Origin of the sequence: Microcoleus sp. Pol17C6 (assembly GCF_036701145.1) — a bacterium.
Lineage (GTDB): Bacteria > Cyanobacteriota > Cyanobacteriia > Cyanobacteriales > Microcoleaceae > Microcoleus.
Genome location: NZ_JAUBQH010000120.1, coordinates 1 through 5,341, shown reverse-complemented (window position 1 = coordinate 5,341; position 5,341 = coordinate 1). Strand labels below are relative to the sequence as shown.

The 5,341-nt window shown below is 45.0% G+C and carries 6 protein-coding genes and 1 pseudogene; 3 read left to right on the top strand and 4 right to left on the bottom strand.

All coding sequences use genetic code 11. The features are described from left to right. A partial coding sequence (locus QUA25_RS28505) for an HNH endonuclease family protein (protein ID WP_333043038.1) occupies nucleotides 1-1,202 on the top strand: 1,202 nt, incomplete at its 5' end. 101 nt (nucleotides 1,203-1,303) lie between these two features. On the opposite strand, the gene QUA25_RS28500 is transcribed toward QUA25_RS28505, so the two are convergent. Continuing rightward, a complete protein-coding gene (locus tag QUA25_RS28500; protein WP_333043037.1) occupies nucleotides 1,304-1,777 on the bottom strand; it encodes a hypothetical protein in 474 nt (157 codons plus the stop codon). 147 nt (nucleotides 1,778-1,924) lie between these two features. Between QUA25_RS28500 and QUA25_RS28495 the strand changes: the two are divergent. Together QUA25_RS28495 and QUA25_RS28490 are read left to right on the top strand one after the other, a co-directional pair. Then, nucleotides 1,925-2,270, top strand: a pseudogene (locus QUA25_RS28495) (type II toxin-antitoxin system RelE/ParE family toxin). Further along, nucleotides 2,242-2,637 (top strand): transcriptional regulator, encoded by a 396-nt coding sequence (locus tag QUA25_RS28490; RefSeq protein ID WP_333043036.1) that lies wholly within the window; start codon nucleotides 2,242-2,244, stop codon nucleotides 2,635-2,637. Before QUA25_RS28495 ends, QUA25_RS28490 begins: the two are co-directional and overlap by 29 nt. 16 nt (nucleotides 2,638-2,653) lie before the next feature. Here the strand turns inward: QUA25_RS28490 and coaBC are convergent, their stop codons facing one another. From coaBC to QUA25_RS28475, 3 genes are all read right to left on the bottom strand, one after another. Further along, entirely contained in the window at nucleotides 2,654-3,853 is a 1,200-nt protein-coding gene (coaBC, locus tag QUA25_RS28485) for a bifunctional phosphopantothenoylcysteine decarboxylase/phosphopantothenate--cysteine ligase CoaBC (RefSeq protein ID WP_333043034.1), read from the bottom strand. 144 nt (nucleotides 3,854-3,997) lie between these two features. Then, nucleotides 3,998-4,210 (bottom strand): protein IsiD, encoded by a 213-nt coding sequence (isiD, locus tag QUA25_RS28480; RefSeq protein WP_006632739.1) that lies wholly within the window; start codon nucleotides 4,208-4,210, stop codon nucleotides 3,998-4,000. Between the two features lie 45 nt (nucleotides 4,211-4,255). Beyond that, complete coding sequence (locus QUA25_RS28475) at nucleotides 4,256-4,879, bottom strand: alpha/beta hydrolase (RefSeq protein ID WP_333043033.1); 624 nt, start codon at nucleotides 4,877-4,879, stop codon at nucleotides 4,256-4,258. Nucleotides 4,880-5,341 lie beyond the last annotated feature (462 nt).

The following is a 5,341-nucleotide window of genomic DNA, read 5'->3' as shown; positions in this document are numbered from 1 at the left end:
AGCATTGCACCTTTAATTTCAGGATCTGGCTTATTAATCTGTATCCTGAGCTACTATTTAACGTGCGCTTACCCTGTATACGTCTTGCCCAGTTCCTGATTACCCAGTGCTTCTTGGTAGTGGTTTCTACGCCTGACTTTGACTCTGCATATCGGATATTTTCTGTGTTGAACAACAGGGGATTGGATCTCTCCCTAACTGATATCTTGAAAGCGGACATTATTGGAAAAATACCAGAAGGGCAAAAAGAAAAATATACTAAAAAGTGGGAAGATACCGAGGAGGAGCTGGGACGCGAGTTATTCAAAGACTTGTTTTCTCATATTCGGATGATTAAGGAAAAGAAAAAACTTAGCAAGAGTATCCTTAAAGAGTTTCAGGAAAACATCAATCCTGCCGCAGGGTCTCAGCAATTCATTGATGAAATTTTAGATCCTTATGCTAAGGCTTTTTCCGAAATTCAAAACTTAACCTATGAAAGCGAGCGGCGTGCCGAGGAAATTAATCAACTATTTAAATGGTTAAACAAAATTGAGAATGTTGACTGGATACCGCCTGCGATTCTCTACCTGTCGCGCAACCGTAATAGCCCCGATAATTTGGTGCGTTTTTTTACAGATTTAGACCGCATAGCGGCAGGTTTAATGATTGTCCGCGCCAATATCAATGAGCGCATTGAACGTTACAGCAGATTGCTTACTGCTATTGAACAAGAGGAAGATTTATTCAATTCCAATTCACCGCTCCAGTTTACTCCTGAAGAGTCAAACAATATCCTTAGAGTCCTCGATAGTGACCTTTACCTAATCCAAAAAATTCGTCTTTATGTTTTGCTGCGCTTAGATGCTGCTCTGTCAGAAGGTGAAGCATCTTACAACTTCTCCAAAATTACTGTCGAGCACGTACTTCCCCAAAATCCCGGGGCTAATAGTGAGTGGATGAAGTGGTTTCCTAGTCAGGAAGAGCGCGATCAATATGTACATCGTCTTGGCAACTTAGTTTTACTATCTGGTGCGAAAAACACTCAGGCAAAAAATTATGATTTTGATGTGAAAAAGCAGAAGTATTTCACTACTAAAACGGGCGTTTCACCCTTTGTGCTTACTACCCAAGTGCTGCGGGAACAGGAATGGACGCCAGAAGTAATCGCTCGACGACAGAAAGAGCTGATTAATGTTCTCAAGAATCTTTGGCGCTTATAGGATAATTGAATTTGATATCCAATTCCTATTATCTGTCCATCAGCACAAAACCATCTGCGTCCATCTGCCGTCAAAAAAAGCTAAATCCCGCAGCAAAAACCTTACTTTTTAGGCCGCTGCTGCTGGTAAACGCTGACAACTTTATCCGCATAAGTAGCAGTTGCACCACTTTTGCAAGCTGCGGAGTCCCCAGTCATCCACCAGCAAGCGGCGCGGCGTACAGCGGTTAATTCATTGTTGCTGCTAGCTTTGTATTCGTCGCGCAGCAAATCGCCCACGATACAGGTAACAATTGATTTGGCTTTTGTCGCGTCGGCCTCAAATTGTTGGGGTGTTAAATCTTGTTTGGTACAGAATTTTGCCCAGCGGGAAATATTGCCAGGTAAAACTTGCCACTGACTGTACATTCCGTCATTTGCAGTTTGTGGCGGTGCGGCTTGTCGCATTGCTTCTACAAGGGCGGAAACTTGCGCGTCGGTGACTGATTGCGCTGCTGCTGGAAGTGATTGCAATCCGAGGCTAATTATCAGGCTGCCGAATAGTAGATTGGTTTTTGCGATCGATTTAAAATTCATTCACAATGCCCTGTTGTAATCAAAGTTTCCTGCCACAAAGTTTAGCTTAAAACGGATCGAATACCTCTGTCTTAAGTATGATTTGCCCACTTAATGCAGTGTCGATCGCCCTTACGATAGAAATTGTTAATCAAGTACGATAAAATCATGGAAGTACAACCCAGGGAAATTCGACGTTACACTACAGCAGAGGGTACGGCACCATTCGCCGAGTGGCTTGATGCCCTCCGCGATCCGAATGTTAGAGTTAGAATCAAATCTAGGCTTGACCGAAGTTGAGCAAGGTAATCTCGGAGATTTCAAGTCAGTGGGACAATGAGTTTTTGAACTCAGAATTTATTACGGCCCGGGCTACCGTGTCTACTTCGGACAAGTCGGCTTGACTATTGCGGTAATCCTCATAGCTGGGGATAAAAGCACCTAAGAATAGAACATTCGACAAGCTATAGAATACTGGACAGATTATGAAAAATGTGAAAGCACCGACAAGTGATAGCTACCGCGAGTACCTAACTGAATCTCTCCACGAGCTGGAAGAAGCTGCTGGTTTTATCGGCGCTATTTTGGCAGAAAAAGACCCTGAACCCGCACTTTTGAGAAATGCCATCCGAAAGGTGATTGAGGCTCGAATCAGGATGAATGCTCTTTCGGAGTCAGCAAAACAGCATCACGAAAAACTCGACAAGATGCTGGCTGAAAGTGCAGGTTCGGAAATCTATAGTTTGGTAGAATTGCTCGAAGCATTAGGATTTAAACTAGAAATTACAGTCGCAGATACTGAGTTGTCGGCTGACTCGGAATCTACGGATTTGGGGGAATCAGGATTATCGCCCGAACCAGTAGTAATTAATCCCAGTTAATAAGTAAATCGCGCCCTCACCCTTCCCTCACAAAATCTAACAATCGGTGAGCCATTTCTAGCTTGCTGCAAGGTGCTATTTCTACTTGCTTGCCGGCGGCATTAATTAATATGGCTTGATTGGTATTGCTGCCGAAACCTGCACCTATTCGATCGATCGGGTTTGCGGCAATTACATCCAGTTTCTTTGCCCGCAATTTCTCCAAAGCTGGCTTGACAATATCCCCAGTTTGTGCTGCAAACCCGATTAATTTTTGGTGCGGCTGTTTCAATTTTCCCAACTCTGCCACAATATCCGCTACTGGTGCCAAAGGCAAACAATTCGGGAGCGATCGCTTCGGAAGTTTCTCACTACTGTACTCGGCAGGTTTCACATCCGCTACCGCCGCCGCCATCACCGTCAAATCCGCATCGGGAAAGCATTGCAGCATCGCCTGCCGCATTTCTTGTGCACTCGTAACTGCGATCGCCCGCACACCTGAGAGCGGCAATTCGCCAGTTATACTGTGTACCAGCGTCACTGTAGCGCCGCGGTGCTGTGCAGCTTGCGCTAAAGCTATGCCCATTTTGCCCGTGGAAGGATTGCCGATAAACCGCACCGGATCGAGGTGTTCCCGCGTTCCTCCCGCACTGATCAACACCCGAATGCCCGCTAAATCTCGATCGCCCTTCGCATACAACAGCGATTCAATATGAGGCAAAATCTCATAAGGTTCTGCCATCCGGCCGACACCCGCGCGATCGCACGCCAGCATTCCCGCCCCCGGATTCGCAGCATGATAGCGCCGATAACTCAACACTTCCCGCCAATTCCGCTGCACCGCCGGCTGTTCCCACATATCTGTATTCATCGCCGGTGCCAGCAAAATAGGGCAAGTAGAAGCTAAGACAGTATTAGTCAGCAAATTATCAGCAAAACCCCCCGCCAACTTAGCCAAAGTATTAGCTGTCAAAGGAGCAATCACAAAAACTTCCGCCCATTCTCCCAGTTGAATATGCAGGGGGCGGCCGTGACTTGGTTGCCAAAAATCTTTGTCAGTAAAAGCAGGATGGCGGCACAGAGTAGCAAAAGTCAAAGGCGTTACAAACTCCCCTGCCGCATCAGTAAGAATAACTTTAACTTCCGCTCCAGCTTTGGCTAAAGTTGAAACTACTTCGCAAACTTTGTAAGCCGCAATCCCGCCACTAACGCCGATTAAAATTCGTCTGCCTTTCATGTCATTTTTTCATAAAAAAGAATCAAGAAAGAAATTAAGATAAAAACAGGCTAAAATCCCTAATTCATCTGTTTAATCCGCAACAAAATATGCTGCTAACTTCTTCCTCAATTCCGTCGAAAATTTTGAGCTAGATTTTTCAGTCTATGCTTCGTCGTAGGCTTCCATATCCAGAAGGTGGAGATAAGGTTCAACCAGCTCCGGCCGCTGAAAAGCAAGCGATCGCAACAAATGCCAATCATTCAATCCCTCAAAAGGATCTGTATAATCGTCAACTTCCAAACGGACAGCCAATTCTGCCACGTCCTGAGAAGTAAGTACAGCAATATCGCGCGATGCTTTGGTTAAAGTTTTCATTTTTTTCCCCTGCCCGAGACTTCCGCCATACTATATACTAAACCTTTAATCAGATTTCGACACAGTTTCTACAACAAAACTTCGCATTACCTCTATAACTTCCGGCAGAATCTCGTGTCCCATTTTAAATTCTCGATACTGCACCGCAGCTCCCCAAGCCGTCAAACTCTCGCGCGATCGCACAGCAGCACTAACGGGAACAATAGTATCTTGAGTACCGTGTACGATTAAAACAGGTGGCAAAACACTCCCCGCAACTGGCGAAATCTGGTGTAAATAACCGCTCAGACAAATTAAACCAGCTAGGGGCAAAGTCAATCCCACATCTAGAGTCATCGCTCCGCCTTGAGAAAAGCCACCTAAAATAGTGCGAGACAAAGGCACGCCCGTGCTGCTTTCCAAAGACAGCAAAAATTCCCTCAGCAATTGCCGGCTTTCTACCAATCCCTGAGCGTCTTTGCTTTGAAGGTTATACCACGCTTTGCCGCTCGTTACCTGGGGATGGGGAAAGGGGGCATCGGGAAACACAAACTGATAATCCGGCAAATTGAAAAAGGGTGCTAAGGAAGTCAAATCCCGAGCATTAGCACCCCATCCATGCAAAGCGACAATCAAAGCGACAGGTTTGCGATCCGTTGTGGGCGGAATGCTAATAGATTGTAAAGACATCGTAGTTAATAATTGGTAATCTGGTCTGGCTACAATTATAAATTGTCACGACGGGTAAAACCCCAGATATTTGTTTTCGGCAATATTCCACTGTAATTAGCACGCGCTTGCTAATAACTATAATAGTTGACTGTTGACTGTTGACTGTTAACCGTTGAAAGTAGAGTGCGACCTCGCACATTTCCAAAGTAGAGTGCGGATAGTTCACCTTTTATAAACAGGAATTAGGGAGGATCTCATATTTGTAAAAACACTTCTTCTGGCTCCTTCATTCTGACTCTTTCCTCCTGGCTCCTGGCTCCTGCCTCCCAACTCCAATTTATAGCTTGGCTGCAAAAGTGATATCGTTTCCGGTTGCATCGGAATAATAAAATCGAGTCAACAGTAGACCTCTTGCAAAAAAAATCTATGTTATAATTAAAGGTTTTGAATTTTAGATCTGAAAGCTAACTCATAATTGTA